Annotated in this window: 11 protein-coding genes; all 11 read left to right on the forward strand. The window is 37.7% G+C overall.

From position 1 onward, the window contains the following. The first annotated feature begins 42 nt into the window (after positions 1-42). The 11 genes from dpdA (at position 43) to dpdG (ending at position 16,708) form a co-directional block, all read left to right on the forward strand. Positions 43-2,079, forward strand: a complete 2,037-nt coding sequence (dpdA, locus tag PGL02S_RS11480; protein ID WP_244892335.1) for a tRNA-guanine transglycosylase DpdA — start codon at positions 43-45, stop codon at positions 2,077-2,079. A 57-nt stretch (positions 2,080-2,136) separates the two neighbouring features. Then, entirely contained in the window at positions 2,137-2,931 is a 795-nt protein-coding gene (locus PGL02S_RS11485; RefSeq protein WP_006208338.1) for a hypothetical protein, read from the forward strand. Positions 2,932-3,037: 106 nt separating this feature from the next. Beyond that, on the forward strand, positions 3,038-3,970 hold the full coding sequence (locus PGL02S_RS11490; RefSeq protein WP_006208339.1) for a tRNA guanosine transglycosylase family protein: 933 nt from the start codon (positions 3,038-3,040) through the stop codon (positions 3,968-3,970). After that, positions 3,936-4,712 (forward strand): hypothetical protein, encoded by a 777-nt coding sequence (locus PGL02S_RS11495; protein ID WP_006208340.1) that lies wholly within the window; start codon positions 3,936-3,938, stop codon positions 4,710-4,712. Before PGL02S_RS11490 ends, PGL02S_RS11495 begins: the two co-directional genes overlap by 35 nt. Beyond that, positions 4,681-7,872, forward strand: a complete 3,192-nt coding sequence (locus PGL02S_RS11500) for a hypothetical protein (protein ID WP_036640824.1) — start codon at positions 4,681-4,683, stop codon at positions 7,870-7,872. Before PGL02S_RS11495 ends, PGL02S_RS11500 begins: the two co-directional genes overlap by 32 nt. Positions 7,873-7,940: 68 nt before the next feature. Beyond that, a complete protein-coding gene (queC, locus tag PGL02S_RS11505) occupies positions 7,941-8,612 on the forward strand; it encodes a 7-cyano-7-deazaguanine synthase QueC (protein ID WP_036640823.1) in 672 nt (223 codons plus the stop codon). After that, complete coding sequence (gene queD, locus PGL02S_RS11510; protein WP_006208343.1) at positions 8,609-9,100, forward strand: 6-carboxytetrahydropterin synthase QueD; 492 nt, start codon at positions 8,609-8,611, stop codon at positions 9,098-9,100. Before queC ends, queD begins: the two co-directional genes overlap by 4 nt. After that, positions 9,097-9,831, forward strand: coding sequence for a 7-carboxy-7-deazaguanine synthase QueE (gene queE, locus PGL02S_RS11515; RefSeq protein WP_006208344.1), 735 nt, complete (start codon positions 9,097-9,099; stop codon positions 9,829-9,831). Before queD ends, queE begins: the two co-directional genes overlap by 4 nt. A gap of 252 nt (positions 9,832-10,083) precedes the next feature. Then, a complete protein-coding gene (gene dpdE / locus PGL02S_RS11520; RefSeq protein WP_036640822.1) occupies positions 10,084-13,344 on the forward strand; it encodes a protein DpdE in 3,261 nt (1,086 codons plus the stop codon). Beyond that, positions 13,341-15,857: a protein DpdF gene (gene dpdF, locus PGL02S_RS11525; RefSeq protein WP_051449223.1), complete on the forward strand. Its 2,517-nt coding sequence runs from the start codon at positions 13,341-13,343 to the stop codon at positions 15,855-15,857. The genes dpdE and dpdF overlap by 4 nt, the downstream gene beginning before the upstream one ends. Beyond that, a complete protein-coding gene (gene dpdG, locus PGL02S_RS11530; protein ID WP_006208347.1) occupies positions 15,854-16,708 on the forward strand; it encodes a protein DpdG in 855 nt (284 codons plus the stop codon). The genes dpdF and dpdG overlap by 4 nt, the downstream gene beginning before the upstream one ends. The last annotated feature ends 9 nt before the right edge of the window (positions 16,709-16,717 follow it).

The raw sequence follows: 16,717 nt of genomic DNA on the forward strand, positions 1-16,717 counted from the left end.
GGCGTTCTCGCCCTATTTTATATTGTGTTGATAAGGGATGTGATGATTTTGTCAAAACGTATTCTTGTTGTCACTTCTTGTACTGGAGAGAAGTTACACAAACCGATAAATCAACTTGTATTTGATGATTTCAAAAATGAAAATGTATTGAAACAAAGAGAAGCAGAATTGTTGGAGTTCAAAGAACGTGCTGATGAAATGTATACAGGGAGTCAACACCTTGCGCTAATGAGTGGTATTAAAGAATACCGGAAACAAGGCGGGGAAATTGATCTTTGCATTATTTCAGCGGGTTATGGTCTTTTGAATGAAGATGCGCAAATTGTTCCGTATGAAGTGACTTTTAATACAATGGACTCGCAGACTATAAAAAAATGGGCGCGTCAACTTGAAATTACACAAAATTTACAAAAGAAAGTTGCCGATTATAATCTTGTTTTTTTCTTGCTTGGAGACAAATACTTGCAAGCGGTGGAGTGGCCATTAAAGTTACAAAGTAATCAAAAAGCGATCTTTTTTGCAGGAGCATCCAGTCGTTCTCGAATTCTAAACTGGGACGATTATCATGTATTAACTATTGGAGAAAAAGAAGCTAAAACGTTAAAATATGGTTTGATAGGAATCAAAGGGTATCTTTTTGCACATTTATTAAGGAATATTATTACATCTAACATAGATCAGAAGTGGAGTACAATAATGAATCATCCTGATCAGGTTAGAGAGTTTATTTTGGAATCAATTGATTCAACAAAACAACCTGAGTTATTTAGTGATTCATCTGAAAAAGAAGACTTATTACGGTTCTATAATGAAATGTTTCCTGTACCAGATGAGTTAGTGGCTATAAATTGCATTGAGGAACCCAGATTTTATCTTCCAGAGAATGATGATAGAGTCGATCCAAATTATGACTTTATGGCTGATTTCTCTGAAAAAAACAGGAATCCATTAGAAAATGATGTGTATGCTCATCAGATTTTTGAAAGACCTCAGTTTGATGGACTGCTTGTTTCTAAAGTGAATATCGATAATGCTACTAAGCAAAAAAATCTGATGATTAATGATATGGGGTTACACGATTTTTATCGACTACCTAGGGAATACCCGATTATGGGGGATTGTGGTGCCTTTAGTTATATTGATAAAGAAGTACCGCCGTATACGACTCAAGAGATTATAGATTACTATCACAACCTGGGTTTTGATTATGGGGTGTCAATTGACCATCTAATAGTGGGTCCCTTCCAGAGAGATGAAAATATTAGAAACCGGCGTTATGAACTAACCCTTACTATGGCGGAAGAGTTTATACGCATGTATAGGGAAAATAGGGAAACAAGTAACTATCAATTTCATCCGATAGGTATAGTCCAAGGATGGGACCCGCCTTCTTTCCGAAGAGCAGTAGAGCATCTTATTGGACTAGGTTATGACTATGTTGCCTTGGGTGGATTGGCTAGAGAACAATCCGAAAAAATATATGAAATTCTTAAAGAAATAGCACCTGTTATTCCTGATCCTACGTTTCGTATGCACTTGTTTGGGGTTGCACGAGATATGAAAACAATGGAATCATTCCATAAACTGGGTGTTACTTCTTTTGACTCCTCTTCCCCTTTGAGAAGAGCGTGGTTAGGAACAGGGCATAACTATCATACCTTGAGTGGTAAACATTACACAGCGATCAGAATACCCGAAGCAAAAGAAACGTCCGGAAGAGTAAAAAAAATGATGCAAAATAATGATGAGATTGAGTTTGATGATTATAAGAGGCTTGAACAGGGGGCATTAATCGCTTTAAGGGAATTCAGTGATGGAGAAAGAGAAATATCATCTACACTTGAAGCTATACTAGAATACGATAAAATTCTAGGGGAAAACCGTGAAGTGCATGAGGATCTCTACAGAGAGGTTTTGTCTGAACGTCCATGGGAACAATGTGATTGTAATATATGTAAGGAAATTGGAATTGATGTGATTGTATTCAGAGGTAATAATAGAAACAGACGGAGAGGGTTTCATAATACACATGTCTACTACAGTCAAATCCAGGAATTGAAAAAACGGTGGAATAAATAGTGCGCAGTTACGCCTTAGTGTGGTACACTAAGGCATATTTGCGTTGGGGGAAATTCCATGGTTTTTACTTTTGAAAACGTAAGCAATTTAACCAGAAAGAATAATGACGTTTATTTTGCGGTAATGCCATTAGGTGCGATTAAAGACTGGGGTTTTCCTATAATTCAGTCTGATGTAATTGGTGAAGACGTCATTTTAGTAAATTATGATGCTGTGGTAAGTTTAATAAACAATAAGTTACAAGTGACGAACCCCCGGTTTACTTATAAATTGCCCAGCGGCAGTATAAGTGATGAATACGTCGTTCTAATTGTATCTGAAGCCCAGTATTTTCCTAGTTACTGTATGCATCAATTAATGTCTTTTGAGCGTTTCGAACGGTTGATTGAGAAGGGGGAGAAAATAAGCAGCAATTCCACTAAATTAATGACCACTAGATCACTGCATGATATTTTTAAGGATTTTCAAAGGTATCGAGTTGAACGGAGTTTATGTCCTCGATTAGCTAAAGATTTAATTAAGTATGTTGACTCAATAATGAATGATTATCCTGTACTAGGGTATCTTCCTGTAGCACAGAGGAAACAGTTCCGAAAAAAATCCATTGCCGACTCAGCCATTGCTTGGTATTGCTATATTAGATATTTCATGGAGCAATGGACTGAGGATTCTCAGTTAACCAATCTGCCGCTGCCCCTACTCTCAAAAGAATTTCATTATGAAAATTGGAAAGGTCAGTTTTTTGACAGAGACAACCCAGTGTTATTTGTTAATAAAGGAAGTTATAAATTTAATGATGCACAACGCGATTTAATATATGAAATATGGAGACAATGGATAAAAGAAGCCTGATGGCTTCTTTTTTTTATTCCAAGAGTAGATGAGAGATGGTAAACTGTGCTAAAATCAAATTATCACGTATGATCACGTAATATTTTTTGTGAAAGGAGATAAGAATATGGAATTTTATATTGGTTGGTCACACAGTGATGCAGTATTTTGTGATTACTTTCCTCAATGTCCAGTTTTAATTAGTGCTATACCTGACAATAGAGGTGGGGTAAAAAGGTATAAAAATAAACCTAGCAAGCTAATACTAGACTGTGGATCAGTGTTTTATGTTAAACAAAAAATTAGGCCTCCACTAAAAGATGTTTTTGATATTCAACTCTCGATCTTAGAAGATTGCGAAAAAGAAGCAAATGTTCAAATGGTTCATTTTGATGAACCATTGTTAAATAAGTCCTCTTTATCTGAACGTTACATGGCGATAGAAAGAACGCTATTTAACGCTTATGAGTATTTCAATATTTTTCATAAGTGTAATCTTCCGAAATATGTTCAACCAATGGGAGTCATCCAAGGTTATGACCAAGCTAGTATTGAGTTCTCTGCATATGAACTGATCAAGATGGGGTATACCAAATTTGGAATTGGATCGTTACTTTTTAAACATCAGACGCACCAAATTGAAATGATCAGAAGTGCTGCAGATGTTGTTGGGTCTTCAAACTTACATGTCTTTGGAGTAACAGGGATTCCCCAACTTAGTGCAATGGTTGATATTGGTGTAAATTCATTTGATTCAACACGACCAACGATGGCAGCTGCGTTCTTTCAAGTGTTCTACAGCAGACCATTTAGAACCTTTTTCCTCTCAGAATCTCGAGCTAAACCCACAAGTCCACGATTGGAAAATCCGCTTAATTGTGAATGCCCTGTATGTGAAAATGATGCAAAACAGATCTTAGTCCCATCCCCAAGAGAATATATGAAGTTAAGATCAATCCATAACTATTACCACTTACTTAGAACGTTTAACGATATTTTAGAAAATAAGAAGAGGAGGAGCGAGCATGTTGTTTCAAATGTGCTACGGACCGGAAATTGAAGTGATTTACGAAAATTTAAGAACTAATCCAGGACTGGATTTAAAGAAGTTAAAAGCAAAATTTCAGCATGTGGACAGCGGGGACATCACATCTTTAATTGAATGCGGTTTGACCGTATTAGAGGATTTACAGTTTGTATATAAAGACAAATGTAAATATTTTGTTCTACAAGACAAACCATGGTGCAACAAAGAGGTTTTATTAAAATTAAGGAAACTTTCAATTTCTGAAGATCTACCTAGCGATTCGCTTGATAAAATATTTGCTTCCCTATTTGAACAATTATTTGTCAAGCCGGATAGATTGTTTGTTAGCAATATTCACTACCAAATCAATAGCCAATTAATGAAAACATTAGTTGGGCATGAGAAAGTTAATGCATGGAAGCGAATGATGGAATGCTGGGGATTGGGTAGACGTATATATTCAGGCTTCTATGCACTTCCACAGCTTTCGTTAATGAAAAGTATCATTAAGGGGAATGAGGCATGGGAGGGCGGATTGCATCCGTTTTGTGAAAATATTATTCATCCGGTCATACCATGTTTAACAGCGGAAGGAAATATATACAGAGGGGTTATCTTTTCTTTAATGGCATTACATCAAGAAGGGGTGTTGGAACTGAGTTACATGCAAGATTTACACTATAAGTCATATGGTCCCAAAAATGAATTAAATTGGATTAAGGTGGAGAGGAGATGTGATTTAAATGATGCCCTGTCTCAACAAAAATTCGCTTAAACTTTTAGTAGGAACTGCAGACGAGCGCTATGACCAATCGCCTGAGTATTTTAGAAAGACCCATTTCCCTCAAGTAATGCATAGATTTAATGACAATCAACTGATCGCCGAGGTTACGGAAGGCGAATTGCTGGAAGAACTCAAGGAAGTTGATTCTGATGGCAACAGGGTTTATTTAGTATTTGGTTCGACGGGATCAGGGAAATCTGAACTGCTTCGTTGGCTAAAAGATAAATGGTTAGTGGAGGTATCTGAACGACCGGTGGTACGAATTTCACGGACAGAGTTAAACCCTCAGACACTAATCAAAAAATGTTTAAACGCATTAAATTTGTCTTTAGATGTTTGTATTGACGAAGATAAGTGGGGGCTATTACTTAAAAAGCCTATTACGCTTGTTAACCAAATGGTCTGGACGGCACTTGCCGAATCGCTAGAATCAGATGAGGAAATTGTTCCAGCAGCACTATTGTTGAGATCAATAATTGAGAAGAATATTATTGAATTTACTTCTCAAGTTAAACGAGGAAGAATCAAAAAACCACTAGAAGTTCTACATCGTGAGCAATTCGAATCGTTACTTGCTAACACGACTGTTAATATCCCCCTGGAGTATGCAACATTTCGACAAACACTTTCTCGGAAACTGGACCATTTTCTGTTTGAAGGACGGGACATTGGAACCCTGTTTAAACAATTATCCCAGCAGATAAAAAGCAAGGGTATCCGTCCATTGCTACTCATTGACGATCTTGTTCAATCGGTTAATATTTACGCAACCAATATATTGGATCAACTTATTACATTAGAAGAGGGGAATTGGGATGTAGTAATTGGTCTAACGCCTGGCGCGGTTCAGGATACAGAACAAGGATTCAGTCTTACACAAAGAATCCAAAATCTTGACACCATAAATGACCGGGTAAAAAAGTTATGGCTATCTGACGAATCAGGGAAAGACTTTTTCAACCTAGATCGTGGACAAGTAATACCTTATATGGCTAAGTACCTTACACAGTTGAAAGCAACACAAGGCTTTAAATGCGCTCCTGAGTGTCCGTACTACGACCAATGTTCAAGTATTACCACAGAATCAAGTGAGATTGAATCTAAATTAAATGATATTGAAGTTCAGTTGCTTCCATTTAATAGCCATATGTTAAGGAGAACGTATGATGCAATTCCAATGGGAAAAGGGAAATTACGTTACATGATTTTGAATAGTAAAGAAGTTATTCGCTTTTTTCTAAGAGGTAAGAAAGATATTAGTAGAATACTTCCTATAATAAGGAGGGAGATGTTCGCTGAGCATTCGGATGTTTTTATCAAAACTCTCGCAGAATGGTATGCCTCTGAAGAAGCGGAGAAGATTACAATTTCAGAACCTGTATTAAGGTATTTTGGATATAAGGATAATCAAATCACTGTGAAACTAAATAGTGTTGGAAGTAGCTTAAGAGAGGAGCAGCAATTTCTTGATGAGCCGAAAAAAGATAGTAATAATGGTTTCAATGAAAAGGCAGTGGTTAGAGATTGGGTAGAAGGAAGAGATGTAAATGAAGAATTATTATTGCCGGTTAGATCCGGGGTAGCTGCATTGGTTCATGATGCTGTAAAGGGAATTCATATGTCCCGTTCATTCACATCCAAAACTTCATCATCCATTCAGCGAAATGAAGTTGTGAATCGAACAAGGTATCCGATTACACTCCAGAATAACAAGGATGAGTCTACAATAAGCGTCAGCAGAGGATTTACTGCTATTCAAATTGCCAACTTTCAAACCATGAAGTATTCAGAAAAGGTAAGGATATTTCAGAAAAATTCCAATGAATATGAAATTGCTAAATGGATACATCAAGCAGAGTCAATCCATGATGAATGGCTTAATTCTCTTGAACAGGCTCTTGGGTTGAATCTTCCTGTATTTGTGTACGGTATGAAAAACTGGGTTCAAAATGCTCAAATATACAGCAAATCATCTTGGGCCTCAAATGTAATTGAATATTCTCCATTCCGAACAGAATTATTAGCTCTTCTTGAGGATTGTTATTCAGATTGGTACTTGTTACGTGATAACTTTTTTCAGCCGCCTAGTAAAGCGGTTTTGACGAATGAAGAATTTGATTATTGGTTTATGAATCTTGTGCCATCGAAAATCTTAGAAAACTACCAAATTGGAGATACTACTCTAAGGGTATTTCTATCCCAATTGAAAGAAAGTTACCATAAATACTTTGAATTACTTCAAGAGAGCTTTAAGCAGTCACTCGAAAAAAGGATGAACATGATTCCATTTTTACTTGGTTCCAATAATTTGAAATTGATAGAACTTGCTGAACAAATTAAAGCTTTTAGCGGGAAGAAGAGTATTACACAACATGACTTTGTTGCTTACACTTTGCTGGAACAAGAATTGGATGATCAAGCACTCGCCGCTCAATATAAAAGTGCTACTAATTTATTTAATGAGTTAAGGCAGTTGAGTAAACATTTTGACGAGATAATGCTTGAAGTTGCAAATCTTCTCACTGAGAGTTGTGCGCAAACAAACTATAGACAAGAAGAAGCGAAGATCAATGAAAAGGACGAAGTAATCTGGTCTGAATTAGAGGCGAGTAAAGCTAACTTAATAATTATTATTCAGGAATTGGAAAGTTTGAAAAACTGCCTTGCTCTTACTCCACGAAATTTAGTGAAGTATCTGCTGGATCTTCAAATTAAGTTAGGGGATTTAGAGCATATAAAGAAACTCCTGATTAGATTGGGGAATGGTGTAAATCGTCTAGGGAAAAAGAAACATATTGGTGCTGAGTTGAGTTCCTTAATTGCTGAATGGCAATCTATAGATTTCTATGAATTAAGAGAGCGGGTCGAAAGAAAACTTCAACATGAGCAGACCAAATTGCACCTTCTTCAAGTAATCAGAAATGATTTTGATTGTGAAGATGTTGAAAGTATCTGTCACCTACTAGAAAAAATCAACGAAAGCCCACAAATTAGGCCCTCCATAAAACGGCATATCCGATTACTTATCGAAAATGGATATAGTACACTTCCTCCAATACAATGGAAGCGTCTGCTGGATGAGATTAAAGAAAAATTCCCCAACTTGTTTGATGTTGTAGAGATTAGATTAGTTGTTGGAGACGATAAATAGTCAACTTTCGATAAGGTAGCACATCTGTTAACATTAAAATGAGACTGGTAAGAAAGTAGGTTAAGCAAATGGATAAAAAAAACAAAAAAGCCGTTGTAGTATTTAGTGGCGGTCAAGATAGTACAACTTGTTTGTTTTGGGCAATGAAGCAATTTGATGAGGTGGAGGCTGTCACCTTCAATTATGGTCAAAGGCATGCATTAGAAATTGAATGTGCTAATCAAATTGCTGATGAATTAGGAGTAAAATGGACTTTACTTGATATGAGCCTACTCGGCCAATTAACTCAAAATGCGTTGACACGTGATGATGTAGAAATTGTTCATAATGATGGCGAACTTCCAAGTACATTTGTAGAAGGACGAAACCACTTGTTTTTAAGTTTCGCGGCGGTCTTTGCTAAAGGAGTAGGGGCTCGACATATTGTAACAGGTGTATGCGAAACAGATTTCAGTGGCTATCCCGACTGCAGGGATGATTTCGTTAAATCTCTAAATGTAACGTTAAATTTAGCGATGGATCATAACTTTATCATTCATACTCCGTTGATGTGGATTAATAAAGCAGAGACGTGGGAGATGGCTGATCAGTTAGGTGCTTTTGAATTTGTACGTAAGAAGACATTAACCTGCTATAACGGGGTTATCGGGGATGGTTGTGGTAATTGTCCGGCTTGTCAGTTGAGAAAAGCTGGTCTGGATACTTTTTTACAGACAAGAAATTTGGAGCAAATGTCATGAATAAAGTACCAGGACAATTTGTCATTGTAGATGCATTGCAAAAGTTTGGAATGGATATTACTGAAAATCAGTTAAAATATCATCAGCGCAGAGTATTGGTCAGTAAGGAATTCACTTTTGACGCCGCGCATCATTTACATGCTTATGAAGGCAAATGCAAAAATCTACATGGCCATACCTATAAGGTGGTTTTTGGAATAAGTGGCTATACAAATGAGATTGGCCTGACGATAGACTTTAGCATGTTGAAAACAATTTGGCGTGAGCAAATTGAACCATTCTTAGACCACAGATATCTAAATGAAACATTGCCATTAATGAACACGACTGCGGAAAACATAGTTGTTTGGCTGTATGAGCAGATGGAAGCGGCACTAAGTACGGAAAAATACTCATCAAAAGAAGTGGACGCAAGAACTGAGTTTGTAAGGTTATTCGAAACGCCAACCAGCTATGCTGAAGCAAGACGGGAGTGGATGGCAGATTGACTCACAGAGAAAATTCTATCCCGGTTTTAGAAATATTCGGGCCAACTGTTCAAGGGGAAGGCTTGGTAATCGGACAAAAAACGATGTTTGTTCGGACGGCTGGCTGTGACTATTCCTGTTCATGGTGTGACTCCTCCTTTACATGGGATGGTTCTGCAAAGAATGAAATTAAACAATTATCTGCTCAAACGATTTACGATGAATTGAATTCTCTTGGTGGAACTACGTTCGAGCATGTAACAATTTCTGGCGGTAATCCAGCACTTATAAAGAATATTGGATATTTGGTCGATTTGCTTCATGATAAGGGGATTCGAGTTGGGTTAGAAACACAAGGAAGCAGATGGCAAGATTGGATGGCGGATATTGACGACTTGACGGTTTCCCCAAAACCACCAAGTTCAGGAATGATAACCGATTGGGATAGATTAGATGGGGTTATCAAGAACTTGAATAATAGTCCGAATGAAATATGTATTAAAGTAGTCATTTTTGATGAAGATGATCTTCAGTATGCTATAAAAGTTCATAAGCGCTATCCTCACATGAGACTGGTTTTGCAGGTCGGAAATAGCGATGTAACGACAGTTGATAGAGAAAGTTTGGTATTTGCTTTATTAGAGAAATACGAGTGGTTGATTAATCAAGTCATGGTATCAACGGAGTTGAAACAGGTTAAAGTTCTCCCGCAGTTACACACTTTGTTGTGGGGGAATAAGCGTGGGGTTTGAAGTAATTTGTTTGGAGAAGACGTGGTCTCCTAGGGAAGTAATTCAAAAGAAGTTTCATCCGTATTTTTACAATACAGAGATTGACAATCATTTGGTATTTGGTATGATTATACTAACAATAAGGGCGTAGTGGCACTTGAAATATATTAAACTATAATTTGGACTTAGAGAGACCCTACTTTTGTAGGGTCTTATTTTTTTAATCAGATCGTCAGTACTTACTAGAGTTCAATTTCTACTTGGAGGAGTTCAATGTCTAGAATCTATGTAGGTTCATTTGTTACAGTCACTTCTAACTCAATGGGAATTGGAAGTTTATCAACCATCTCAGCAGACAAGAAAACAGTTGAGGTAACTTATTTTCATTCAATTAATAAACAAACGAGTGACTGGTTCTCTATACTTGATATTAAATCGGTAGTATTGGAACACCAGTCGAGATGTTACTACTATGATGTGGAAAAAGACGAGTGGAAGATGGGAAGGGCTCTTCGCAAACTTGATGACGAGTATGAAGTAGATTTTCCAGATACATATTCTCGTTATATTTCTCAAAAGGATCTTTTTGTCCGATGTGCTGATTCTACTACTAATCCTATGGAAGTGTTGTCAATTCTAGGGCAGGAGACATCTTTTTTTTATCAGAGACGCAATTCATTTTTACAGATGCTAATAGAACAGCGAGCAGTAGCTGGCGGAATGACGGGACTGATCTCCTCGGGCATTGAAATACTTCCTCATCAAGTTGAGGTGATTCGACGCGTCTTAGAGGATCCTGTTCCTCGATACTTACTTGCAGATGAGGTCGGAATGGGCAAAACTATCGAAGCAGGAGTAATTCTTCGTCAGAAGCTATTGGATCATCCAAATCATCAAGCAATCATTTTGGCTCCTAAATATTTGTTAACTCAGTGGGAAGAAGAATTAACACAGCGTTGTTTAATTGATCAATTCCCTGAGCGAATTCATTTTGCTGGGCTAGAATCTATTGATAATAAATACAACAACATACCAGACATTATTATTGTAGACGAGGCACATGAACTAGCAAGAATGGCCTTCTCTAAGGACCCTGTTGAACAAAAACAATATGACATTTTAAAGAGTATATGTCATAGTGCCAAAACATTGCTTTTGTTATCTGCTACTCCAGTGCTAAACAATGAATGGGAGTTCTTGTCTATGCTGCATATTTTGGCTCCTGAGCAACACCGCTTAGAGGACATTGATGCTTTTAGGTATAAGCTAGATAAGCGACAAGAGGTAGGTAAAAGTCTCTTGTCATTCCGAGAGGAGACGAAACCGTTCTTAATCCAGCGACGAATTGGAAATTTCCGAATTCTCTTTAGTGAAGATAAATTACTACTGTCATTATTAGACGAATTGGAAATTAATTTGGATTCAAAGTATGAAGAAAAAAGGAAGGAATTGATACGCCGGATACGGATACATATATCAGAAACCTATCGCTTACATCGTCGGATGCTTCGTAATCGAAGGGATAATGCTACATCCTTGTTTCAACATCACAGGGGAGAGCTATCGGTTATGGAAGAGTGGGATCTGGATGAGAGAACGGAAGAACTTCATCTTATTTTGGATGATTATCGTATAGAATCGTGGGCAGCAGAGAGGGAGGTATGGGAGGATGAAAGTGCAGTCACTTCCCCTCGGCTTAGTATTTGGAGGTCTTTTCTTGAAGCAGTATGCACCGATGAAAATTTGCTTCGTGATCTAGTTAAAATTCGTAAAGAACAAAAACTGATAGAAGATATGTCTGAAATCTTCAGTAAAATTAATTTGCAGTATATTGTTGAGACTCCGCATTTTGAGGGAGAATCAGAAATGTTGGATCGCCTATTGAGAGTATTTGCTTACCCTAGTGAAATGGGGGATAAAAATCAATTACTAGCGACAATGATTCAACATACTCAAACACGGGCACAACAAAAAAAAATGTCCCCTCAAAAAATTATAGTATTCACTCAACATACTCGTGTCTGTAAGCAGGTTACTCAGTTTCTGAAAGAAACGTTTGGTGATGAGGCAGTAGGCGGATATTATATGGGATTGAATAGAGAGCAAATTGAGTTAGTTACAACTAATTTTCGTGATAATAGCGAGTGTCAGATACTCGTATGTGATAAAACTGGTGAAATAGGTCGTAATTTTCAGTTTGCAGATGAAATGATTCATTATGACCTGCCGTTTGCTCCAAATCAACTGGAACAGCGAATTGGACGACTTGATCGTATAGGTCGTAATAAGCCATTTCGAATATCAGTTCTAACTGGCCCAGATGCAGAGGTCAATTATCAGTGGGGATGGCATCAATTTTTGAAAGAAGGCCTAAATATTTATAACGATTCAATATCATCTTTGCAATTTTTCATTGATGCTATCCTACCCGACGTTTTACGCGATCTTTATATTGATGGGTTACCAGGGTTAGAAAAAAGCATAGAGGGAATGAGGGTTAAAATTCATGATGAGAAAGTGCGGATTGCTGAACAACAGATTATTGATGAAATCGATGCTCATGAGCAACAGGCAAATGGTTTCTTTGATCAGTTAGTTCTTCACGAAAGCAACCCAGAGAGAATACAGCAATCACTTGAGCCTTGGGTATGTGAAGCTATGAGATTTAAAAAAATTGAAAAAGAAGGCCGAATTATCTACAAGCCCGCTTTTGGCACGCTTTTACCTACGCAACACTTGGTTGCTCTTAACGAGCAGATGGAAAGACCAGGTTGCTTTGATCGCGAAATTGTGATTAAAAACAACAACTACAAATTGTTTCGTCTTGGTGATCCATTCTTTGATATTCTTAGTGAATATTTACGTAAGGATGATCGAGGTCAAACTTATGCATTTTGGAGAAAAGTAAAGTCTTGGACACAAGATACAGATTGGTTAGGATTTCGCCTCCATTACATTGTAGAGGGGGATCTTAAACCGTTATTAAATCTATTGGAGGTAAGGGGTCTCCAAGTGGATTCAAAAGTATATCAACGACTATTGGATAAGTTCTTCGAGCCTACTTATGTCGAAGTTATACTTGATTATCAAGGCAATAGAGTAGATGACGAACTTGAATACTTGCTGGCTAGGCCCTATTGTGATGTGGAAGACGGTGGAACGGATACGAGTATAATAAAAGATAGATTAAAAGTAATACGTGACATTTTTACAACAAAGCAATGGCAAAAAGTATGTGATTTGATTTCATCCCAGTCACGCCAATATTTAAATGAGGATCCTAAGTTTATTGAAAAATGCAGAACAAAAGCAGAAGTTGCAATCAACCATTTCAATTATTTAAAAGTTCAAGTGGAGATGAGAAAACTTTTCGAAGGTGATTCGGTAACATATGATGTATTTGACGAGGAGCAGTATGAGGCTCTAGTCCAGGGTATAAAGCAACCCAAAGTTCAGTTGGATTCGGCAGGATTTATAATTTTATCAGGAAGGGACTTGTTGAAGTCAGTGCGAAGAGGAGGAACCACATTTTGAATGAATTTGATGAATTGCAGGAATGGATTCTAAATGAAAACTTAATCTTTAAACCAAGCAATCCTTTTATTGGTAGATTTGTTGAAGCAATTCAGAGTGGTGCCATTGGGATGGATTTAGCAGCACTGATTCGGGGCGTTTTACGTTATGAATCTGAAAGAAGTGGAGGGGAACGCATATTTCTGCGTGTCCCTCGCAGAGCCAATTGGCCAAATGAATTAATGTATAAATTAGTTGGAATAGTTATATTGGATGAAGTTCGGGATTCGTATTTATTGTGTGCTGAGACTTGGTTGCCTAATTGGCTCCCACAGGCCGATAAAGAAGGTCCTGAAAGACCACTTTTTGCATTGAAACCACGTAATCAAATGAAGGAAGTAGAAGGAGATCCATTTTTAAAGGAAGTAAATAGACTGAATTACAGATGTAATGCACAGCGTGCTGCAGTGCGCACTGTGCTTACTTCACCTCAAGATGCAACAATATTATTAAACCTTCCTACTGGAACTGGAAAAAGTTTGTGTGGACAATTGCCAGCGCTCCTGTTCTCAAGACAAGAAGGCGTTACGGTCGTCGTAGTTCCAACCGTTGCACTAGCTTTGGATCAGGAACGTGCATTAATGCCACTGATTAATCGGCCATCTGCATATTTTTCCAGTAGTTCACGTCAAAGAGAAAATAAAGAAATTCAAGAATCGATAATGAATGGAACGCAGCGTATCGTATTTGCCTCTCCAGAAAGTGTTCTTGAATCTTTAGATTATTCGTTGCAGATTGCTGCTGAGCGTGGTTATTTCAAGATGTTAGTCATTGATGAAGCGCATATTGTTTCTGGCTGGGGTGAGGGGTTTCGTCCTGCTTTTCAAGAACTTGCAGGATGGCGTAAAATGATGTTGCGTCATTCAGTTACTCCATTCCGTACGTTACTACTTTCTGCAACTGTGACCGAAGATTGTTTGGAAACATTACAAATTCTATTCGGTAGTCCGGTACAACTTAAGATGTTCTCATCGGTAACTCTTCGACCAGAACCGGCTTATTGGATGAGAAAGTGTTCAAGCAGAACGGAGAAAATTAATAAGATGTTGGAGGCAATCCGAAGTCTACCACGTCCTCTTATCGTTTATACCACCGAAGTTAAGGATGCCGAAGAAATATACTCAGCAATTCTGGCGGATGGGTACAAACGAATTCGTGTTTTTCATGGAAATACGGGACAAGATGATAGAGAAGCAATTATTCAATTATGGAGCAAAAGGCAGTTGGATATTATTGTTGCTACATCAGCGTTTGGACTTGGTGTTGACCAAGCGGAAGTTCGTGCCGTCATCCATGTCTGTATTCCTGAAAGCATAGACCGTTTTTATCAAGAGGTAGGTCGTGGTGGGCGAGATGGGAAGGCATGCCTTTCTCTTCTTATTTATGATGAAGAAGATGTTAGTCGCGGAAGAAGAATGAGTGCTGCTCAACTGATTGGAGTAGAAAAAGGGCGTCTTCGTTGGGACCGGATGTTTGCACGAAAACAGCAACTTCCAGGGCAAATAGATACTTTTCTATTCCCGATTGGTAAGCGCTCTAAAAGAATTAATGGTAGAAATGATTATAATGAACAGTGGAACCTACGTATTCTAACAATGATGTCGCGTATGGGGATAATTGAATTTGATTGGGGAGTAAGGGGACAGATTTCAGATTCAAATGATAATATTACACGAGTTGTACGGATTCTAAAACACCATCATCAAGAAGAAAGTTTCTGGAATGAGGTGGAGAAATATAGGAGGTCGAGCAGGGGGAATGATAGAGAAGAGTTCGATCTTATTAATAGGTTACTGAAAGGTGAAGAATGTGTTTCTGATGTGTTGAAAGATCTCTATTCTATTAACGATCATTCTGAAGGAATATACACAAAAAATTCTGTTGTTGCTGTACCAGCTTGTGGAGGATGTCCAGCATGTCGAAGAACGAACAAACTTCCTAGAGGAGTTCCTGGCACATCGTACCCCCTTCAATGGCCTGCTGAAAATACTACAACAGAATTACTTGAAAAGTACTTAGATCCTGTCCGACATCAGTTGTTATTGTTTAGGGAAGCAAAAGGAAGTATGCAAAATGCTTACAGTAGGCGAGAAAAACAAAATATGTTTAGGACAATTCAATGGTTTCTACATCAAGGAATCCGGCATATTGTTGCAGATTCAAAATGGATTCAATGGATAAAGGAACATGAAGCATTGTCACAACGACATATATTCTTTACATCTTCTTTAGGTGAACATTCACGTCGTGCACGTGTAAAGTGGCAAATACCTACATTGGTTATTAATGAACAACCAGAAGATTCAGTAAATGTTTTTCGTTGGATGGAGCATCCAACTACCAAAGAAAATCCTGTTATCTTTATAGTTTCTAGTACAATGGCGAATCCAATACGTCCTGAAACGTTGTTGCAGAATACCTCGAATATACGATTTTATCAGTATGAAGTTTTTAAGCAGGAGGTCGGAATATGAGTTTAATTAAAACACCAGAAGCTTCTCCAGCACGTATATATGCCATTTATGCACTGATGGCTCAAATGAATGGACAACGATTAGAGATTGATGCACTTAAGAAGATGATTATGCCATCTGTTTTTGCTTCTCAAAATCTGGAGCGTAGTGAAACGGATTTTATTGGGAAAACAATCCCTGAGATGATTTCATTTGGACTTATTCAGCAAGAGAATAACTTCTTGGAAATAACCGATACAACGATTCCAAAGGGATCAATATCTTCCCAAATAGCTATGCTTCTGCCACATACCATTAGAAAAAGAGCATTAGTTCCAGAGGAAGGGCAAAATGATGATTTAGGAAGAATCATTGCATGGTACTTGTCACAGAACCCATATCGAGCACCTGGTAATTGGAAAGAAGTTGAAGAAGCACTATTAAAGCAATTAAACGACAAAATGGAATGTTCTAGTGATGCTCGTTATGGTCAGTTTGAAGATTGGTCTCTGTATTTAGGTTTTACTACTCGTATATTGAAACAACTGATACCAGACCCTACAAAAGTAATTAGATACTTTCTACCTGAACTATTTCATGACAGTCAAACTCATCTTATAGATACGATTGTTCATAGATTGGCAAAGTTATGCCCGGTATTTGAGCATGGTAGTTATCGGAGAAAAATGAATGACATATATGGAACAGAAGAACTGCTTCAGAATCACTTATCACAGTCAACCTCTTATGCTTGGCTGAGGTTGCAGGACGAAGGCATTGTTGATTTGAAGATGAAATCGGATGCAGACGTTTACGTTTTAACGGCACAAGAGAAAAAATATCGTTATTCTGAAATAACATGGAATGGATAGGAGGAAGAG

Origin of the sequence: Paenibacillus glucanolyticus NBRC 15330 (assembly GCF_004000885.1) — a bacterium.
Classification (GTDB): Bacteria; Bacillota; Bacilli; order Paenibacillales; family Paenibacillaceae; genus Paenibacillus_AQ; species Paenibacillus_AQ glucanolyticus.

Bases quoted from the DNA above. Each gene is read 5' to 3' on its own strand.
- dpdA (WP_244892335.1), top strand. From the start codon at position 43: ATGATTTTGTCAAAACGTATTCTTGTTGTCACTTCTTGTACTGGAGAG.
- PGL02S_RS11485 (WP_006208338.1), top strand. From the start codon at position 2,137: ATGGTTTTTACTTTTGAAAACGTAAGCAATTTAACCAGAAAGAATAAT.
- PGL02S_RS11490 (WP_006208339.1), top strand. From the start codon at position 3,038: ATGGAATTTTATATTGGTTGGTCACACAGTGATGCAGTATTTTGTGAT.
- PGL02S_RS11495 (WP_006208340.1), top strand. From the start codon at position 3,936: ATGTTGTTTCAAATGTGCTACGGACCGGAAATTGAAGTGATTTACGAA.
- PGL02S_RS11500 (WP_036640824.1), top strand. From the start codon at position 4,681: ATGATGCCCTGTCTCAACAAAAATTCGCTTAAACTTTTAGTAGGAACT.
- queC (WP_036640823.1), top strand. From the start codon at position 7,941: ATGGATAAAAAAAACAAAAAAGCCGTTGTAGTATTTAGTGGCGGTCAA.
- queD (WP_006208343.1), top strand. From the start codon at position 8,609: ATGAATAAAGTACCAGGACAATTTGTCATTGTAGATGCATTGCAAAAG.
- dpdE (WP_036640822.1), top strand. From the start codon at position 10,084: ATGTCTAGAATCTATGTAGGTTCATTTGTTACAGTCACTTCTAACTCA.
- dpdG (WP_006208347.1), top strand. From the start codon at position 15,854: ATGAGTTTAATTAAAACACCAGAAGCTTCTCCAGCACGTATATATGCC.